The sequence below is a fragment of the Pseudomonas sp. TE31087 genome (assembly GCF_057284075.1).
The window spans coordinates 2,461,708-2,478,313 of sequence record NZ_JBXVNN010000001.1; the positions used below are offsets into that span (position 1 = coordinate 2,461,708).

The 16,606-nt window shown below is 64.7% G+C and carries 10 protein-coding genes; 6 read left to right on the forward strand and 4 right to left on the reverse strand.

Annotated elements, in window-relative coordinates; translation table 11 throughout:
- Positions 1 to 521 precede the first annotated feature (521 nt).
- Both ACZ899_RS10995 and ACZ899_RS11000 read left to right on the forward strand, forming a co-directional pair.
- Positions 522 to 1,142 (forward strand): response regulator transcription factor, encoded by a 621-nt coding sequence (locus ACZ899_RS10995; RefSeq protein WP_050704801.1) that lies wholly within the window; start codon positions 522 to 524, stop codon positions 1,140 to 1,142.
- Between the two features lie 7 nt (positions 1,143 to 1,149).
- The gene (locus ACZ899_RS11000) at positions 1,150 to 4,776 is read left to right on the forward strand and encodes a transporter substrate-binding domain-containing protein (RefSeq protein WP_442800002.1); all 3,627 of its coding nucleotides are present in this window, start codon (positions 1,150 to 1,152) and stop codon (positions 4,774 to 4,776) included.
- 30 nt (positions 4,777 to 4,806) lie between these two features.
- Here ACZ899_RS11000 and ACZ899_RS11005 read toward each other — a convergent pair whose 3' ends face one another.
- Positions 4,807 to 5,151: a YggL family protein gene (locus ACZ899_RS11005; RefSeq protein WP_050704800.1), complete on the reverse strand. Its 345-nt coding sequence runs from the start codon at positions 5,149 to 5,151 to the stop codon at positions 4,807 to 4,809.
- Between the two features lie 186 nt (positions 5,152 to 5,337).
- Here ACZ899_RS11005 and dacB point away from each other — a divergent pair, with 186 nt between their 5' ends.
- On the forward strand, positions 5,338 to 6,801 hold the full coding sequence (gene dacB / locus ACZ899_RS11010; protein ID WP_234561986.1) for a D-alanyl-D-alanine carboxypeptidase/D-alanyl-D-alanine endopeptidase: 1,464 nt from the start codon (positions 5,338 to 5,340) through the stop codon (positions 6,799 to 6,801).
- A 919-nt stretch (positions 6,802 to 7,720) separates the two neighbouring features.
- On the opposite strand, the gene ACZ899_RS11015 is transcribed toward dacB, so the two are convergent.
- Both ACZ899_RS11015 and rlmKL read right to left on the reverse strand, forming a co-directional pair.
- Positions 7,721 to 10,117, reverse strand: a complete 2,397-nt coding sequence (locus tag ACZ899_RS11015) for a sensor domain-containing diguanylate cyclase (RefSeq protein ID WP_232856031.1) — start codon at positions 10,115 to 10,117, stop codon at positions 7,721 to 7,723.
- 95 nt (positions 10,118 to 10,212) lie between these two features.
- The gene (gene rlmKL / locus ACZ899_RS11020) at positions 10,213 to 12,411 is read right to left on the reverse strand and encodes a bifunctional 23S rRNA (guanine(2069)-N(7))-methyltransferase RlmK/23S rRNA (guanine(2445)-N(2))-methyltransferase RlmL (protein WP_203647480.1); all 2,199 of its coding nucleotides are present in this window, start codon (positions 12,409 to 12,411) and stop codon (positions 10,213 to 10,215) included.
- A 565-nt stretch (positions 12,412 to 12,976) separates the two neighbouring features.
- Here rlmKL and rmf point away from each other — a divergent pair.
- Positions 12,977 to 13,186 (forward strand): ribosome modulation factor, encoded by a 210-nt coding sequence (gene rmf, locus ACZ899_RS11025; RefSeq protein WP_232856030.1) that lies wholly within the window; start codon positions 12,977 to 12,979, stop codon positions 13,184 to 13,186.
- 214 nt (positions 13,187 to 13,400) lie between these two features.
- Here the strand turns inward: rmf and ACZ899_RS11030 are convergent, their stop codons facing one another.
- On the reverse strand, positions 13,401 to 14,426 hold the full coding sequence (locus ACZ899_RS11030; RefSeq protein WP_203647482.1) for a quinone-dependent dihydroorotate dehydrogenase: 1,026 nt from the start codon (positions 14,424 to 14,426) through the stop codon (positions 13,401 to 13,403).
- Between the two features lie 126 nt (positions 14,427 to 14,552).
- Here ACZ899_RS11030 and ACZ899_RS11035 point away from each other — a divergent pair, with 126 nt between their 5' ends.
- Positions 14,553 to 15,767 (forward strand): CmpA/NrtA family ABC transporter substrate-binding protein, encoded by a 1,215-nt coding sequence (locus tag ACZ899_RS11035; RefSeq protein WP_234561247.1) that lies wholly within the window; start codon positions 14,553 to 14,555, stop codon positions 15,765 to 15,767.
- Between the two features lie 10 nt (positions 15,768 to 15,777).
- Positions 15,778 to 16,353, forward strand: coding sequence for an ANTAR domain-containing response regulator (locus ACZ899_RS11040; protein WP_203647484.1), 576 nt, complete (start codon positions 15,778 to 15,780; stop codon positions 16,351 to 16,353).
- Positions 16,354 to 16,606 lie beyond the last annotated feature (253 nt).

Below are 16,606 nucleotides of genomic sequence, written 5' to 3' on the forward strand. Positions count from 1 at the left end.
TTCTAGAATCTGGCGCGATCCCTGTGGGAGCGGGTTTACCCGCGAAGCAGACGACGCGGTGCCTGGCACCGGCTGCGCCGGTGTTCGCGGCTGAAGCCGCTCCCACAGCGACCGCGCGGCCCTCAAGCCACGCGCTATGCCAGTGTGAGCGGCCTTGTGCCGCGATGCGCCGCGCGGGCGGCGCTCGATCTCATAGGCGCTGCATGGATCGCGGCGGACACCTGGTGGCCCTCACCCGGTCAATAACCTCGCGCCCAAACATCCTTGAAACGACTGACGTTTAATACGCATGAAATTTCCCACGCAATATTGATCCCCAATAAACACGCTCACTACGCAACCCCACCAAAACGATCAAACCCTGACAAATCCCTGTCAATATCTACATCACTCGTAGCAATGTTTCGCCAACACTGTAAGTAAATTCCTATATCCCGGTTTTGGCAGCCACTTCCCTGCCCGTCGACATTCAACTGAGCTAATGTGCCGGCTGCCTTCACGCGCCGCATGGAATGTTGAATATGCACTCAGTCTTTATAGTTGATGACCATCCCGTCATACGTTTGGCGATACGGATGTTGCTGGAAAACCAGGGATACAAGGTGGTCGGGGAATCGGACAACGGCGTGGACGCCATGCAGTTGATCCGCGAGACCCCGCCGGACCTGGTCATCCTCGACATCAGCATTCCCAAGCTCGACGGCCTGGAGATGCTCTCGCGCCTGCAGGCCATGGCCATCCCGCTGAAGGTCCTGGTACTCACAGCCCAATCGCCGGCACTGTTCGCCGTGCGCTGCATGCACTCCGGCGCGGCCGGGTACGTGTGCAAGCAGGAAGACCTCAGCGAACTGCTCAGCGCGATCAAGGCCGTGCTGTCCGGGTACAACTATTTCCCCAGCCAGGCGCTAAATCCACCGCCGACGGGCAGCAACCAGGAGCTGGAACTGTTCCGCCAGGTCAATGATCGGGAACTCATGGTTCTGCAACTTTTTGCCCAGGGGCGCAGCAACAAGGAGATTGCCAAGGGCATGTTTCTCAGCAACAAGACCGTCAGCACTTACAAGAAACGTCTCATGCACAAGTTGCGCGCCAGCACTTTGGTGGAATTGATCGACGTCGCCAAACGCAACGCGCTGGTCTGAGGTCATGATGTGGAGGTGCATCGTTACATCGCTGCTGTGCCTGGGCATGCCGCTGCAAGGTGCCGGCGTGACCGTCGACACGGGGCGAACCTATACCCTGCTCAGCCGTTCAGCGCCGGCATCGGTCCAGCCCAGCCTGACACCGGCCCAGCACGACTGGCTCGCGCAGCGCCGGGAACTGGTGCTGGGCACCTCGGCTCCTGACTACCCGCCGTTCGACATCGCCACGGGCGGGCGCGAGTACCAGGGGCTGACGGCCGACTACGCCGGCCTGATCGGCAGCGCCCTGGGCCTGCCGGTGCGGGTGCAGCGCTTTCCCAGCCGGCCGGCGGCGGTCGCGGCGCTCAAGAGTGGGCATATCGACCTGCTGGGCAGCGCCAACGGCTATGAAGCGGTGACCCAGGGCCTGGCGCTGTCGCGGCCCTACGCCATCGACCAACCGGTGCTGGTGACCCGCGAGGATGAAACCCGGGCGCTGGACACGGGCCTGACGGGCATGCGCCTGAGCATGCTGTATCACTACCTGCCGCCCGGGGAGATTCACGCCAACTACCCCAAGGCCGAGCTGCTGACTTTCGAGTCCTCCACCCAGGCGCTGAATGCCGTGGCCTTCGAGCAGGCCGACGTGTTCATCGGCGATACCATTTCCACCCACTACCTGATCAGCCAGGGGCACCTGCCGCACCTGCGCATGGCCAATTTCGGCAAGCACGAAGCCGTGGGCTTCAGCTTCGCCATGCGCGAGGACGCACTCACCCTCCAGTCCCTGGTGGACGCCGCCCTCGACGCCCAGCCCAACACCACCCGCAACGATATCTTCAAGCGCTGGAGTGCCAGCAGCGGTAGCCTGCTGACCGATCGCAAGCTGCAGTTGTCGGCGCGCGAGGAACAGTGGCTGAGCGAACATCCGATCATGCGCGTGGTGGTCAACGACACCGCCGCGCCCCTGACCTTCTTCGACAACAATGACCGCCTGCGTGGCATCGTCGCCGACCTGCTCGAACTCATCCGCCTGCGCACCGGCCTGCGCTTCGAGATCCGTCGCGCCAGCGGCGATGGCGACATGGTCGACCAGCTCGAGTCCGGTCGCGCCGATATCATCGCCAGCCTCTCCACCGACGCCCGTCGCGGCAGCCCGCTGCAGGTCAGCAGGCCCTACCTCGAAAGTGCCTACGTGCTGGTCAGCCACACCGGCAACGACCAGCCCAGCAACCTCAAGCAACTCAAGGGCAAGCGCGTCGCCGTGCCACGCGACAGCAGCGTGGCCGCCCTGCTCGCGGCACGTCACCCACGGATTCACCAGGTCGCCACCGAAAGCACCTACTACTCCATGGTGCTGCTCGGCAGCGGCGCGGTGGATGCGGCAATCGCCACCCTGATCGACGCCAACCACATGCTCGCCACCAGCAACAACCTGGTGATCCGCAGCACGGTGGGCACGGAACCGGCAGCCTTCGCCATGGCGACCGCCGCCGGGGCCAGCGAGCTGGCGGCGATCCTCGACAAGGCGCTGTTGAGCATTTCGCCGGAGGAACTGGGGGTGATCAACAGCCGCTGGCGCGACCATGGCCTGCGTGACGACGCCTACTGGCGCAGCTACCGCCGGCTGATCCTTCAGGTGGCGGGGGGCATTGCGGTGCTGCTGGTCCTCGCACTGGTGTGGAACGCCCGGCTGCGCCGTCAGATCAAGCAGCGCCAGCGGGCCGAGCGAGCGCTCAACGACCAACTGGAATTCATGGGTGCGCTGCTCAATGGCACGCCTCATCCGATGTATGTTCGCGACCGTGACGGACGCCTGCAAAGCTGCAACGACAGCTACCTGCAGGCCGTCGGCGCCAGTCTCGAGGAAGTCCTGGGCAAGAGCCTGGACGAGGCCCCCTTCAGCGACTGCGACTATACCCGCCAGGTCCAGGACGACTACCAGCGGGTGATGGCCCAGGGCAAACCCTTGATCCTCGATCGTCCCCTGCGCCTGCGGGACCGCGAGCTGACGATCTATCACTGGATCCTGCCCTACCGCGACTCGGTGGGCGAGATGCAGGGCATCATCGGTGGCTGGATCGATATCAGCGAGCGCCGCAATCTGGTCCAGGACCTGCGCCTGGCCAAGCAACAGGCCGATGACGCCAATCGGGCCAAGAGCACCTTCCTGGCCACCATCAGCCATGAGATCCGCACGCCGATGAACGCCCTCATCGGCATGCTGGAACTGGCCCTCAAGCGCGCCGACCAGGGCAAGCTGGACCGCCCTGCGCTGGAGGTCGCCCATCATTCGGCCAGTGACCTGCTGGGGCTGATCGGCGACATCCTGGATATCGCCCGGATCGAGTCCGGACAGATGTCCCTGGTCCCCGAAGCAGTCGACCTTGCGGCCCTGGTCGAGTCGGTCGGCCGCGTATTCGACGGCCTGGCCCGGCACAAGGGCCTGGTGCTGGACGTGGTGATTGCTCCCGAGGCCCGCTGCCACGCCATGCTCGATCCGCTACGGTTCAAGCAGGTGCTGTCGAACCTGGTGAGCAATGCGATCAAGTTCACCGAACAGGGGCAAGTGCGTATCACCGCCAGGTTGCGCAACGATGGCGAACCTGCCATGCCGACGCTCGACCTGGAGGTGCGCGACAGTGGTATCGGGATCCACGAGCAGGACCTGCAACGCCTGTTCTCCCCCTTCGTGCAGGCCAACCCCTACAGCGACGGCGCCAGGGCTGGCACCGGGTTGGGGCTGGTCATCAGCCGTGACCTGTGCACGATGATGGGCGGCGAGCTCACCCTGCAGAGCCTGCAGGGCGTCGGTACCCGGGTCCGTCTGGTGATGCCGCTGCAATGCGTCGATCCGGTCACGCCCCAGCCCCGATCGGCCACGGAAATCCCGCAACCGGACCAGCAGCTGCGCATCCTGGTGATCGACGACCACCCGGCCAACCTGTTGCTGATGGCACAGCAACTGAACTACCTGGGCCTTGGTCAGGAAAGCGCCGAAGATGGACGCGAAGGGCTGCGCAAGTGGCGCGCGGGTTGCTTCGATATACTCATCGTCGACTGCAACATGCCGCAGATGAATGGCTTCGAACTGGCCAGGACCGTGCGCCTGGAGGAGCAACTGCGCAACCGGCCACGCTGCACCATCCTCGGCTACACCGCCAACGCCCAGCCCGAGGTGCGCCAGCAATGCCTGGATGCAGGCATGGACGATTGCCTGCTCAAGCCCATCGGCCTGCAGGTGCTGGGCCAGCGGTTGAAGGCCCTTGCACGGATTGCCTACCAGGAAGACGAGCCCCATACGCCCGCCGTGCGGTTCGATCTCGATGGCCTGTCGGCGATCGTTGGCGACAACCTCGCCGACCGCGACCGCATCCTCGACACCCTGCTGCTGAGCCTGCGCCAGGACCTGCAGGCGCTGATGGCCATCGACCCGCAACGCGAGGGCGGCGAGCTGGCATTACAGGCACACAAGATCCTCAGCGCGGGACGGATGCTGGATGCTCAGGCGTTGATCGAGGCGTGCGAGGCGCTGGAGGTGACGGACTTGCCCCAGGCTGAACTGAAACGGCGCCGTCAGGCGCTGGCGCGGCATATGCGCCGCGTGGAGAAAGCCCTGGCCAGGCAGCGGGAGCGCCTGGCCGAAGCCGGATGAGGGCGGTACAAGGCGTACCGCCGCCATTCATCAGGAAGCCGGGTTGACCGGTTTTTCCGGGTACCAGGCGTCCAGCAGCGGGCTGACTTCGATATTGGTCAGTTCGCTGCGGCCCTTGAGCCAGGCTTCGACAGCGGCGCGCTGTTCTTCGTTGACCGAACCACGGGTGGCCTTGCAAACCAGGCCGAAGTCGTCGCCACCGACGTAGTCCAGGCCGTTGGCATCCATGGCTTCAGCCAGGAAGGCGTCGAGGAAGGCATCGATGGCTTCATCGGACAGGTCTTCCTTGAAGCCCAGGTTCAGTTCGAAACCCAGCTCCTGGAATTCGTCCACGCACAGTTTCTTGCGCAGGCGACGGGAACGGTTGGTAGCCATGAAACAATCCTCTCAATTAATTACGCGCGGCACTTTACCAGTTTCCGGCGCCTAGCGGCGCTTTTCCGTCGAATGAGGCCCATGCTCGTGCTGCTTGGGGCATAATGCGCACTACATTTTGTCCTGGGGCCATCACTTCCTACAGCCCCGTTGTCTTTTCCCCTCGCCTGCAGGGTTTGTCCATTTATGATCAAGACGCTCCGCCCACTGCTGCTCGCCGGCCTGTTCCTGCCCCTGTCGCTGTCCGTGCAGGCCGCCGCCGTCAACACCAGCCTGCCACCTAAGGTGCAGCAGGCGCTCAAGACCAACAAGCTGCAGGATTCGGCCCTGTCGCTGGTCATGCTGCCGCTGGACGGCCCGGGCACGGCGACCGTGTTCAACGCCGATGTGTCGGTCAACCCGGCCTCGACCATGAAGCTGGTCACCACCTACGCCGCGCTGGAACTGCTGGGCCCCACTTTCCAATGGAAAACCGAGTTCTACACCGACGGCACCCTGAGCAACGGCGTGCTTAACGGCAACCTGTACCTCAAGGGTGGCGGCGACCCCAAGCTGAACATGGAGAAACTCTGGCTGCTGATGCGCGACCTGCGCGCCAATGGCGTTCGTACCGTGACCGGCGACCTGGTCCTGGACCGTAGCCATTTTGTGCAGCCCAACTTGCCGCAGTTCGATGACGACGGCGGCGACGAGAACAAGCCGTTCCTGGTCAAGCCGGACTCGCTGCTGGTCAACCTCAAGGCTTTGCGCTTCGTTGCCCGCAACGACGGTGGCAAGGTCAACGTCTCGGTCGAGCCGCCGATCGCCAGCATCCGCATCGACAACCAGGTCAAGGCCGTGGCCGGCAAGCAGTGCACCGGAGAGGTGCGCTACAACCCGGTAGTCCAGCCGGACGGTGTCAGCGTCACGATCAGTGGCCAGCTCGCCGACGGCTGCAACTCGCAGACCTATCTGGCGCTGCTGGACCACCCGACCTACGCGGCCGGTGCCGTGCGGGCGATCTGGAACGAGCTGGGCGGCAGCATCCAGGGTCGCGATCGCATCGAAAACGTGCCCAAGAGCGCCCGCCTGCTGGCCCGCGCCTTCTCGCCGGACCTGGTGGAAGTGATCCGCGACATCAACAAGTACAGCAACAACACCATGGCCCAGCAGCTGTTCCTGAGCCTTGGCGCGCAGTTCCGCACCGACGCCGACGGCGACGATGCCCGTGCCGCCCAGCGTGTGGTGCGTCAGTGGATGGCGAAGAAAGGCATCACCTCGCCGCACCTGGTGATGGAGAACGGCTCGGGGCTGTCCCGCGCCGAGCGGGTCAGCACCCGCGAGATGGCGGCGCTGTTGCAGGCGGCCTGGAAGAGCCCTTACGCGGCGGAGTTCATCAGCTCGATGCCGCTGGTGGGGATGGACGGCACCATGCGCAAGCGGCTCAAGCGCACGGCCATGACGGGCGAAGGGCACATCAAGACCGGGACCCTGAATACCGTGCGGGCGATTGCCGGGTTCAGCCGGGACAGTAACGGGCACACCTGGGCGGTGGCGGCCATTCTCAATGATCCCAAGCCTTGGGGGGCTTCCCAGGTTCTCGACCAGGTGTTGCTGGATCTTTACCGGCAGCCCAAGGCGGGGAATGGGACTGTTGGGGTGATGCCTTGATTTGAGTGGGCTGGGGCTTGGCCTTGGCTTTTAAGGTGTTGGTTTTAAGGGTTGTAAGCGCATTCATTGGCGATGGTGACGCATAGTCACCTTTTCGCCCTTACGGCGAGTTCCTTTTTGAAGGATCAAAAAGGAACCAAAAAATCATCGCTCCATTCATCAGTCCCGCCCGTGGCGGGATTCCCTCGCTCCGTTCTTGCTCCCGGGAGGACCGCGCTGAACGCCCCATCCTGGGGCGCAGCGCTTGACGGGCATCCATGCCCGTCACCTCCCTCCGCAAGAACTCCGCTCGGCCTCCTGAAGTCGCAATTGGCGGCGCCTGGACTATCGCGTGCTTAGAAGCAAGAGCAAGAGCAAGAGCAAGAGCGAGAGCGGGAGCGGGAGCGGGAGATGCGAAGTTAGTTGTTTGACAGTTAATTATGTATTGGCTGTTCCGGCCCTTTCGCGGGACAAGCCCGCTCCTACAGGGTTATATATAACGGCGACTATTGCGTGGGAGCGGGCTTGCCCCGCGATACAATCGAGAGATCAACTAAGCTTTCAACTAGCGACAGCTGCGCCAGCCCAGGCGCCGCCCGTAACTTCGCGACTTCAGGAGGCCGAACGGAGGTCTTGCGCAGGGAGGTGACGGGCATGGATGCCCGTCAAGCGCTGGGGCCCAGGATGGGCCCTGCAGCGCGGCCCTCCCGGGAGCAAGGCCGGAGTGAGGGAACCCGGAGCGAAGCGCAGGGCCGGATGAATGGAGCGAGGATTTTTTGGTGACTTTTTGATCCTTCAAAAAGTTACCCGCCGTAAGGGCGGAAAGGTGAATAAGCGTCGACATCACAAATGAATGCACATAAAACTTTAAAAACAATCAAACAATCAAACAATCAAACAACCAAACAACCAAACAACCAAACAACAGACCAAACTTAACTCAAGACAACTCCCCCTCAACCCGATCCCTCCCCCCCTGCTTGGCCACATAAACCCCAGCATCCGCCCGCAACAACAACGCATCCGCCCCTTCCCCAACCCGCCACCCCGCCACCCCAAAACTCGCCGTCACCCGCCCCACCCCCTCGACCGGCACACTGCGCACCCCCTGCCACAACTCCTGCGCCAGCACCCGCGCCTGCTCGGCATTACTCCCCGGACACAACACCATGAACTCCTCCCCCCCCAACCGACAAAACACATCGGTCCGCCGCAACCGCTGCCCGATCCGCTGGCACAGGCTGCGCAGCACATGATCCCCCACCGCATGCCCGTATTGATCGTTGATCCGCTTGAAGTGATCGATATCCAGCATGATCACCGCCAGGTCCAACCCATCCCGCTGCGCCCGATCCAGTTCGTTGCGCAGCCGCTCCTGGAAATACCGCCGGTTGTAGATCCCGGTCAGCGCATCGGTCACCGACAGCGCCCGCAGCTCCTCCTCCACCCGCTTGAGGTCCGAGATATCGGTCAGGTAACCATGCCAGAGCGTGCTGCCGTGCTCGCCGACCTCCGGCGTCGCCTCCCCCCGCACCCAGCGCAACCCCGCCCGCGGCAGGCACACCCGGTACTCCTCCCGCCACGGCGTCAGGTACTCGGCGGAGTAACGCACCGAGCGCCGCACTCGCTCCAGGTCGTCCGGGTGGATACGTTCGAACACCGCCGCGGCGTCCTCGCGCAGCACTGCCAGGTCCACCTCGTAGATGTCGTGCAGACCTTGGCTGGCGTAGGGGAAACAGGAATGACCATCGGCGTCCAGGCGATACTGGTAGATCCCGCCAGGCACCTCGGCGCTGAGTTTTTCCAACAGCCGGTCGCGGGCCGCCAGGGCTTCGTGCACCCGGCGCCGCTCGGTGACATCGATGCAGATCGCCAGATAGCCCACCCATAACCCCTGCTCGTCCAGCACCGCCGTCACCAGCATGTTGGCCAGCAGGTGGCTGCCATCCTTGCGCACCAGGGTCCAGTCCGCCGGCTCCGCGCCGCCCTCCTGCACCGTCTCGGCGAACATCGCCTGGCCCGCGCCAACCTCGCGCCCGAAGCGCACGCTCAAGGCATGGGCCCGCTGGCGCAGCTCCTCGGGCAAGACCAGGTCCTCAAGGCGCAGCTGGCCCAGCGCTTCGCCGGCCGAATAGCCCAGCATGCGCTCGGCGCCCGCGTTGAACGTGCCGATCACCCCGCGCAGGCTGGTGGCGATGATCGCCACCTGGGTCGCGGCATCAAGCACGCTGCGCAACTGGTTGTGGGTCTCGCGCAATGACTGCTCGCTGATACGCAGCTCGGCGGTACGCCGGGCCACCAGGCCCAGGGCACGCTGGCGCTGGCTGAACAGGCTGTACAGCAGCAGCGCCAGCAAGACACTGAGCAGGCCACCGAGCAACGCCACCACCGGCACCGCCGACGAGCGGTTGGCGGCAAGAAAGCCCTGGCTGGGACGAATGTCGAGCTGGTAGTGGTGGTCCGCCAGGTGCAGCAGGTGACTGCTGGCAAAGCCCATGCGCGCCGGCGGCATCCCTGAGTCGAACAGCACCTCGTGACCACCCTCTGTGGACAGGTCGAGGATGCGCACCACCAGGTTGTCGTCAGCCACCGTCGGCAGGCTCTCGGCGATCAGCTGATGCAGGCTCAGCAAGGCCATGACGTACCCTCGAAGGGGATCGCCCACAGACGCTTCATCGGCGAACACCGGGGCGACTATCAGCAGGCCACGGGTATAAGTCGGTTCGACGTTGATCATGTCCAGCGGCGCCGACACCGCCATGCTGCCGGGGCTGGCGGCCCGGGCCAAGGTCGCGGCGCGCAGCGGCTGCCCACCCAGGTCGAAGCCGTAGGGCTGGGCCTGGCGACTCGCCGCCTGGGTGTACAGCACCGGATAGTAGTGATCACGCGCAGGCGCGGCCTGCCAATCGCCCTGGGCGTCCAGGTCGCGGATCTGATAGGGCTGGCCCAGCCAGGCACTGGCGCGCCGCTCGAAGTCCTCGCGCTGCGCGGCCGCTACCCGCGGTGCCCAGGAGTAAGCCTGGGTGCGGTGCAGCAAGGGACGTGCGTAGCCATCGAACTCGCGGGGGGTGATTTCAGTGGAATAGGCGAAGAACCGGCGCAAGCCATCCAGGCGTTGCTCCTGCTCCTCGAAACGCTCGGCGATGCGGCTGTAGCGCTCACTGGCCAGCAGCTCGAAGCGCTGGCGCAGTTGCTGCTGGTAGAAGGTCTGGGTGGCGATCGCCAGGGCGGCCGTGAGCAACGCCCCGGCGACCAGCGCCGCCAGGGCCACGCCCCAGGCCGACAACTCGTCGCCGAGCAGGCCAAGCCGCTTTGCAGGTACGCCCGGGTTCGACATAGAGGACTCCAACCAAGGTCAGCGTCCTGCGTATTGTCCCGCCCTGTCCTGAGTTATAGCCACTGGCCAGCAGGCGTGCCACGTACCTCGTCGGCTCAGCGCAGACGCAGCTGCCAGGCGCGGTGGATACGATTGTTGCGGGCGAAGTCCGGGTCCAGGGTCTGGGCACTGATCTCCTCCACTACGTAGCGCGCGGCCAAATGCTCGTCGAGCTGGAACTTGCGGAAGTTGTTGGAGAAGTACAGCACACCCCCCGGGGCCAGGCGCGCCATGGCCAGGTCGAGCAGTTGCACATGGTCGCGCTGCACGTCGAATACCCCTTCCATGCGCTTGGAGTTGGAGAAGGTCGGCGGGTCGATGAAGATCAGGTCGTAGCTGTCCTGGGCGTTCTCCAGCCAGGCCATGACATCGCCCTGCTCCAGGCGGTTGCGCTCGGAGAAACCGTTGAGCGACAGGTTGCGCCGGGCCCAGTCCAGGTAGGTCTTCGACAGGTCCACGCTGGTGGTGCTGCGCGCGCCGCCCTTGGCTGCGTGCACGGTGGCCGTGGCGGTGTAGCAGAACAGGTTGAGGACGCGCTTGCCCGCCGCCTCGCGCTGGATGCGCATGCGCATCGGCCGGTGATCGAGGAACAGCCCGGTATCCAGGTAGTCGGTGAGGTTGACCAGCAGCTTGACGCCGCCTTCGTTGACCTCCTGGAAGCGCCCTTCGGTGGCCTGGCGCTCGTACTGGCGGGTGCCGCTCTGGCGCTCCCGGCGCTTGAGCACCACACGCTGCGGATCGACGCCCAGGGCCTGGGGAATCGCGCTCAGCGCGTCGAGCAGGCGCGCCTGGGCCTTGTCCGGATCAATCGAACGCGGCGCGGCGTACTCCTGCACGTGCACCCAGTCGTGGTACAGGTCCACTGCCAGGGCGTACTCGGGCATGTCGGCATCGTACACACGGTAGCAATCGACCTTCTCGCGGCGGGCCCACTTGCCCAGCTGCTTGAAGTTCTTCTGCAGGCGGTTGGCGAACATCTGCGCGCCTTCCGACAGGCGCGCCGGCTCGCTGGCCACCGGGGCCTGGCGACGAGGCTCGCCCTCAGCCGCCTCGGCCTGGGCCGAACGACGATCACCGGTGACGAACTGGTCGGGCTGGACCTTGAACAGCAACAGCTTGCACGGCAACGCGCCGTTCCAGAAGGCGTACTGCTTGTGGCTGCGGATGCCCATGCGCTTGCCCAGCTCCGGCGCGCCGGTGAACACCGCCGCTTCCCAGCCCATGCAGGCCTGGCGCAGGCGCTCGCCGAGGTTCTGGTAGAGGTACAGCAGGCTGGCTTCGTCGCCCAGGCGCTCGCCGTAGGGCGGGTTGCTGATCACCAGGCCTTTCTGGTTCTGGTCCGGACGCGGCTCGAAACTGGCCACCTCGCCCTGGTAGATCTTCACCCAGTCGCCCAGGCCCGCGCGCTCAACGTTGTTGCGCCCCGGCTGGATCAACCGTGGGTCGGCCTCATAGCCGCGGATCCACAGCGGCGGCTTGGCCAGGCCGGCTTGAGCACGGGCCTGGGCCTCGTCGTGGACCTTGCGCCACAGCGCCGGCACATGGCCGAGCCAGGCGCTGAAGCCCCAGCGCTCGCGCTTGAGGTTGGGAGCGATATCGGCGGCGATCATCGCCGCCTCGACCAGGAAGGTGCCCACGCCGCACATCGGGTCGGCCAGGGCGCCGCCCTCGGCCGCGATACGTGGCCAGCCGGCGCGGATCAGCACCGCCGCCGCCAGGTTCTCCTTCAGGGGCGCAGCACCCTGCTGCAAGCGATAGCCACGCTGGTGCAGGCTGTGGCCGGACAGGTCGAGGGAAAGGATCGCCTCGCCACGGTCCAGGCGCAGGTGCACGCGCACATCCGGGTCGACCTTCTCCACCGACGGGCGCAGGCCTTCGCGGTTGCGCAGCTTGTCGACGATCGCATCCTTGACCTTGAGCGCGCCGAAGTGGGTGTTGTCGATGCCTGAGCCATGGCCGCTAAACTCCACCGCCAAGGTGCCATCAGCCGCCAGGTGGTCGGCCCAGTCGACGGCATTCACGCCGTCGTACAGGTCGTCGGCGTTCTTCATCGAGAAGCGCTTGAGCACCAGCAGCACGCGGTTAGCCAGGCGCGACCAGAGGCACAGGCGATAGGCGGTTTCCATGTCGGCGTCGCCGCGAATGGCCGAGGTGTGCTCACGCACCTCGTTCAGGCCCAGTTGACGGGCTTCCTCGGCGAGCAGGCCTTCAAGACCCTTGGGGCAGGTAAGGTAAAGTTCGAAACGGTCCGACATGTGCAATCCAGAGCCTTTGGCTAGGTAGATGGCGAGCCGACGCATCGGCTGCCGCTGTTAGCCCGCACGCCTTTCCAGCAGGCGTCCGGGTGGCCCGACGAAACGCTCGCCAGGCCTGGCCGCCCGGTCGATCATGCCTTTGCCGGGTGGCGAAAGAGGCTTTGATCGTCGGGCAGTATGAAAATTGCGTGGACGTCGGGCTCAGATGTGACCCTTCGTCGCATTACCAAATATTACTGTCATCATCCAGCAACGCTGGCCAATTGACGTCAAGGTTGGGTAAACCCTGATCATAGCGGGCTCAACGGCAAACAAGGTTGAGTCGCATTTATTTACTTATCCCCTCACCTTCGGAAAGGTTACGTCCTTATGACAAATCGATCATTCACACTGTGACCTGCATTCGTTAGAACTGATCTCAGGTCGCACCGCAACGGGGCGGCACTTTCAACCCGCCACGCCAGCAGCGGGTGCACTTCGGCAGAACGATTCTGCCCGGCCTCGGAGAGGCCGACGGGACATTTCAGTCAACAAGTGAGGGCAATACCTTATGAGTGGAAAAAGAATGAAACGTAGTTCCGAGGAGAAAGAAAAAGCACGCGGTTTTCTTTACGGCATACAAGGTAAATCCCGAGAACTGTGCCCAAAACAGGAAGGTACAGCTGGCCATCAAAACTGGATGAACGGTTGGCGCAACGGCCGTGAAGCTTACTGGAATGCAGAGACCGGCATCGCTGGCATTTCTACCCGAAACGAGAACCACGCACTTGGCTGAACGAGGACACTGAATTCGAGTCACCATGCGCGCCCTATCCGGGCGGCGGGCTGCGGCCCAGGGGCCCCTTTGAAGGGGCCCTTTTTTATGCCCTTTTTTTCATCCTATCCGGTGGGCAACGTGGGAGCGGGCTTGCCCCGCGATGGCGTCCGCCCAGGCAACTTGTCCTGGCGCCATCGCGGGACAAGCCCGCCCCCACGGCTACCGGTTCATTTCATGCTTTCGGCATCGCGGCAATGGCATCCACTGCTTCACGAATCAGCGACGGGCCTTTATAGATGAAGCCCGAATAGATCTGTACCAGGCTCGCCCCTGCGGCGATCTTCTCGGCCGCATGACGCCCCTCGGTGATCCCGCCCGCCGCAATGATCGGCAGCTTGCCACCCAGCTCACCAGCGAGCACTTTCACCGTGTGAGTGCTCTTTTCCAGCACCGGCGCACCCGACAAACCACCAGCCTCGCCACCGAACGGCAGGCCTTCGACGCCCTCGCGCCCCAGGGTGGTGTTGGTGGCGATCACCGCATCCATTCCCGATTCGACCAACGCCGCCGCCACCAGGGCGGTCTCCTCGTCACTCATGTCCGGCGCGATCTTGATCGCCAGCGGTACGCGCTTGCCGTTTGCCTGCGCCAATTGCTCACGGCGCTCGGCCAGGGCATCGAGCAGTTGCTTGAGCGAATCGCCGAACTGCAGCGAACGCAGGCCGGGGGTATTCGGCGAGCTGACGTTGACGGTGATGTAGCTGGCGTCGTTGTAGACCTTCTCCAGGCAGATCAGGTAGTCGTCCTGGGCCCGCTCGACCGGGGTGTCGAAGTTTTTGCCGATGTTGATACCCAACACGCCGGTGTACTTCGCGGCACGCACCCGCGCCAGCAGGTGGTCGACGCCCAGGTTGTTGAAGCCCATGCGGTTGATGATGGCCGTGGCCTCCGGCAAGCGAAACAGCCGAGGCTTGGGGTTGCCCGGCTGCGGGCGCGGCGTCACGGTGCCGATCTCGACAAAGCCGAAGCCCAGTTGGGCAAAGCCATCGATGGCCGCGCCGTTCTTGTCCAGGCCGGCGGCCAGGCCGACCGGGTTGGCGAAGTTCAAGCCCATCACTGTCACTGGCAACGCCGCCGGCTGCTTGCACAGCAGGCCGTTGAGCCCGAGACGGCCACCGGCGCCGATCAGGTCCAGCGAGAGGTCGTGGGAGGTTTCCGGGGAGAGCTTGAACAGCAACTGGCGGGCCAGGGTATACATGGGTGGGCGGACTCGCGGTGTGTGAGGGGGCGATTATAGCCAGCGCGCCGCCGGGGCGACAGGGCAATGGCACATGGGTTGCTAAGTCCGTTGCATGCAGTCAATCGCGAACGCCTGAGGATTCTCGTGAACACAGCCCTCCCGACAACGCCCCTGGCCTGGGTCAACGGCAGCGACGCGCCGGAAAAGCCCAGCCTGGACATCGGTTTCATGGCCCTGACCGACTGCGCCTCGGTGGTGGTCGCCGCCACCCAGGGCTTCGCCCAGCAGTTCGGCCTGACCCTCAACCTGCGCCGCCAGGCGTCCTGGGCCGGGCTGCGCGACAAGCTGGTCAGCGGCGAGCTGGACGCCGCCCACTGCCTCTATGGCCTGGTGTACGCGGTGCACCTGGGCATCGGCGGCGTGCCCGCCAGCCCCTTGGCCGTGCTCATGGGCCTTAACCAGAACGCCCAGGCCATCAATCTCTCCCCCGCGCTGCAGCGCAAGGGCGTGACCAGCCCCGAGGCACTGGCGCGGCTGGTGCACCAACAGGGCGCACAACTGACGTTCGCCCAGACCTTTCCGACCGGTACCCATGCCCTCTGGCTTTACTACTGGCTGGCCAGCCAGGGTATCCACCCGCTGCGCGATGTGACCAGCGTGGTGGTGCCCCCTGCGCAGATGGCCGCCCACCTGCAGGCCGGGCGCATCGACGGCTTCTGTGTCGGCGAACCCTGGTCGGCGGACGCCGTCGCCAAGGGGCAGGGCTTCACCCTGGCCACCAGCCAGTCGATCTGGCCCGACCATCCGGAAAAGGTCCTGGCCAGTGCCCGCGGCTTCGTCGAACAGTACCCCAACAGCACCCGGGCGCTAATCAAGTCGGTACTCGCCGCCGCACGCTTCATCGAGCAGAGCCAGGAGAATCGCCGTGGCACGGCGCAACTGCTCAGCGGCAGCGCCTACCTGGGCTCCCCGGTCGGCAGCATCGAGCCGCGCCTGATCGGCGACTACCAGGATGGCCTGGGCCATCGCTGGCACGATCCCCACGGCCTGCGCCTGTTCGACCAGGGTCGGGCCAACCTGCCGTACCTGTCCGATGGCATGTGGTTCATGACCCAGTTCCGCCGCTGGGGCCTGCTGCGTGACGACCCGGACTACCTGGCGGTCGCCAGCCAGGTGCAGCAGCTGACGCTGTACCGCGAAGCCGCCACGGCGTTGGGCGTACCTTGTGCCGACCCGCCCATGCGCAGCAGCCTGCTGATCGACGGCAGCCGCTGGGACGGCAGCGACCCCCATGGCTATGCGCGCAGCTTCGCACTGCACGCCCTGGACGCGGCGTCTGACGCCCGCGCCCATCGCTGAGGGTCCAGCCATGTTGCGTATCCTGCTGATCGACGACACGGAAAAAAAAGTCGGCCGCCTCAAGGCCGCCCTGATCGAGGCCGGCTTCGAGGTGATCGAGGCCAGCAGCCTGAGCATCGACCTGCCCGCGTGTGTCGAAACGGTGCACCCGGACGTGGTGCTGATCGATACCGAGTCACCAGGCCGGGACGTGATGGAACAGGTGGTGCTGGTCAGCCGCGACCGCCCGCGTCCCATCGTGCTGTTCACCGACGAGCATGACCCCGGTGTGATGCGCCAGGCGATCCAGGCCGGGGTCAGCGCCTACATCGTCGAGGGTATCCAGACCACGCGCCTGCAACCGATCCTTGATGTGGCCATGGCCCGCTTCGAAAGCGACCAGGCGCTCAAGGCTCAACTGCTGGCCCGCGACCAGCAGTTGGCCGAGCGCAAGCTCATCGAGCAGGCCAAGGGCCTGCTGATGAAGATGAAGGACTGCAACGAGGAACAGGCCTACACCCTGATGCGCCGCCAGGCCATGAGCCGCCAGCAGAAGCTGATCCAGGTGGCGGAACAGATCATTGCCATGTCGCAGATGCTGGGGTAGCGCCATCCGTACCGACGTTACGCCCCTCTGTAGGAGCGGCCTTGTGCCGCGAAAGGGGCGCGCAGCGGCCCCAAGATTTCAGGGTTTACATAAAGATCGCTGGGGCCGCTTTGCGGCCCTTTCGCGACACAAGGCCGCTCCTACAGGGTTCGCGCGAGACTGGATATTGGCCCGCCTCTTGCTCTGAAAACCCCGGTAGCCAACGGCGGTTGCCCCCATACCCTGACAAAGACGTCGCTCGCCCCTCCACAGC

Excerpts from the sequence above, each read along its gene's own strand:
- dacB (WP_234561986.1), top strand. The coding sequence starts at position 5,338 with ATGATCAAGACGCTCCGCCCACTGCTGCTCGCCGGCCTGTTCCTGCCC.
- ACZ899_RS10995 (WP_050704801.1), top strand. The coding sequence starts at position 522 with ATGCACTCAGTCTTTATAGTTGATGACCATCCCGTCATACGTTTGGCG.
- ACZ899_RS11000 (WP_442800002.1), top strand. The coding sequence starts at position 1,150 with ATGTGGAGGTGCATCGTTACATCGCTGCTGTGCCTGGGCATGCCGCTG.
- rlmKL (WP_203647480.1), bottom strand. The coding sequence starts at position 12,411 with ATGTCGGACCGTTTCGAACTTTACCTTACCTGCCCCAAGGGTCTTGAA.
- ACZ899_RS11040 (WP_203647484.1), top strand. The coding sequence starts at position 15,778 with ATGTTGCGTATCCTGCTGATCGACGACACGGAAAAAAAAGTCGGCCGC.
- ACZ899_RS11030 (WP_203647482.1), bottom strand. The coding sequence starts at position 14,426 with ATGTATACCCTGGCCCGCCAGTTGCTGTTCAAGCTCTCCCCGGAAACC.
- ACZ899_RS11015 (WP_232856031.1), bottom strand. The coding sequence starts at position 10,117 with ATGTCGAACCCGGGCGTACCTGCAAAGCGGCTTGGCCTGCTCGGCGAC.
- rmf (WP_232856030.1), top strand. The coding sequence starts at position 12,977 with ATGAAACGTAGTTCCGAGGAGAAAGAAAAAGCACGCGGTTTTCTTTAC.
- ACZ899_RS11005 (WP_050704800.1), bottom strand. The coding sequence starts at position 5,151 with ATGGCTACCAACCGTTCCCGTCGCCTGCGCAAGAAACTGTGCGTGGAC.